The following is a 1,822-nucleotide window of genomic DNA, read 5'->3' as shown; positions in this document are numbered from 1 at the left end:
ATGGCAGAAGGGCCCGGCCCGTTCGCACCAACCGGCCCGTGCAGCTGGGCCTGATGCTCGCCGCGATTGGACTGGCGGGCTTCACGGCGGCGCGCCGCAGGCGTCACGGTCAAAGATTGGACGCTTGAATGCTGGTGCGGCGCTCCGAACAGATCGACTCCTGGCTGCTGGTGGCGGCAACGGCGGTCTTCGTTCTGACTGCGGAGCGCTACTTTCAGGACTCCGGCGTGGTCCCATCGGGACCTCCCCAAGACCACCGCAAAGGCGAGGCGAATTCACCGGAAACGCATCCGGCGAGCGCAGCCGTGGAGCCCGGCCGCGGCCGTCATGCGAAGAGCCCGTTCACGATCCCCTGGGCGGGCTGGAAGGATATTTTCTGGCGCACCTATCAGCGCATCGACGAGGATCGGCTGCTGGCGACCGCAGGCGGCGTCGTGTTCTTTGGGCTGCTCGCGGTTTTCCCCGCCGTCACGGCGGTGGTCTCCTCCTACGGACTATTCGCCGATCCCGCGACGATCAGCGCCAATCTGCAGACGCTTGCGACCATGCTGCCCGAGGGCTCGTTCCAGATCGTCGAGGACCAGGTCGCGCGCGTGGTGTCGCATGGCAACACGACGCTAGGGGCCACCTTCCTGCTCGGCCTCCTGCTCGCGATCTGGAGCGCCAATGCAGGCGTCAAGGCGATCTTCGATGCCCTCAACGTCGCCTATGAGGAGCGCGAGAAGCGCAGCTTCATCAAGCTCAACATGGTGTCGCTGGCCTTCACGATCGGCGGTATCGTGGCGCTGCTGCTGATGGTGGGCGCCGTCGTCGCCTTCCCGCTCGCGCTCAATCACGTCGGCATGGCGCCCGAAAGCAAGCTGATCGTGGCGCTGGCGCGATGGCCGCTGCTGTTCCTCATCCTGCTCGTGGCGCTGGCGATCCTGTACCGCTTCGCGCCCAGTCGCGACGCGCCGCGCTGGCAATGGCTGAGCCTCGGCGCGGTGACCGCCGCCATCCTCTGGATCGCCGGCTCGGCGCTCCTGTCCTGGTATCTCTCGGAATTCGCCAATTACAACGCGACCTACGGCTCGCTTGGCGCGGCGATCGGCCTGATGATGTGGATGTGGGTGTCGGCGATCGTCATCATGTTCGGCGCCGAGCTGAATTCGGAGATCGAGCGGCAGACGCTGAGGGATACGACAACTGGCCGGCCCAAGCCGCTCGGTACCCGCGATGCTGTCTCGGCCGACACGGTTGGCGCCGCCGCACCGTCTTGACTCCGGGACCGTCCTGAACGCGCAGGACTGAGGCCGCTATCCCCTCGAATCAACAATGATGATAAGGTCATGCGGCTTGGGGGAGCATGAGGCGTGACGGGATCGCACAGCGACCCGTGTTTTCCCGGGTGAGGCAGTCAGCTCTTGAGGCGTAACGCGCGGCATGATTCGCATTTCGACGATTTTCATCGCCTTCTGCATGGTTCTGGTCGCGGCCTCGCTCGGGCTTGTGCTCTACGCCGTCGCCGGCATCAGCGGAACCGAATCCGCGATCGTGGCCCTGACCGCGCTGACCTTCCTGATCCTCTACAACGCGGTGTCGATGCGGCTGCGCGACCGCAGCGACGTCGGCGGCCAGATCGCCGATCTGTCGCGCGGCACTGCCGATCTCGCCCGCCAGGTGGCCGAGTTCGGTCGCCGGTTAGCTGCGATTGAGGGACGCATCGCCTCGTCCAACTCGACCAACTCCGACCGCATCCAGTCGGTGGTCGGCGAGATCAACGAGCTCGGCGGGTTGGTCAGACAGCTCGCGACCACCGTGTCGGCCCATGAGGACTTGCTGG

1 protein-coding gene and 1 pseudogene are annotated in these 1,822 nt (G+C 65.8%); both read left to right on the top strand.

Translation table 11 applies throughout. The features are described 5' to 3' along the window. Positions 1 to 128: 128 nt before the first annotated feature. Positions 129 to 1,259: a YihY/virulence factor BrkB family protein gene (locus MOV74_RS37220; RefSeq protein ID WP_246932394.1), complete on the top strand. Its 1,131-nt coding sequence runs from the start codon at positions 129 to 131 to the stop codon at positions 1,257 to 1,259. Between the two features lie 163 nt (positions 1,260 to 1,422). Continuing rightward, positions 1,423 to 1,822, top strand: a pseudogene (locus MOV74_RS37215) (EAL domain-containing protein); the annotation flags it as partial.

The organism is Bradyrhizobium sp. SHOUNA76 (assembly GCF_023006445.1).
GTDB lineage: Bacteria > Pseudomonadota > Alphaproteobacteria > Rhizobiales > Xanthobacteraceae > Bradyrhizobium.
Note: the sequence above shows the minus strand (reverse complement) of the source record. Positions and strands in the feature narration are given on the sequence as shown.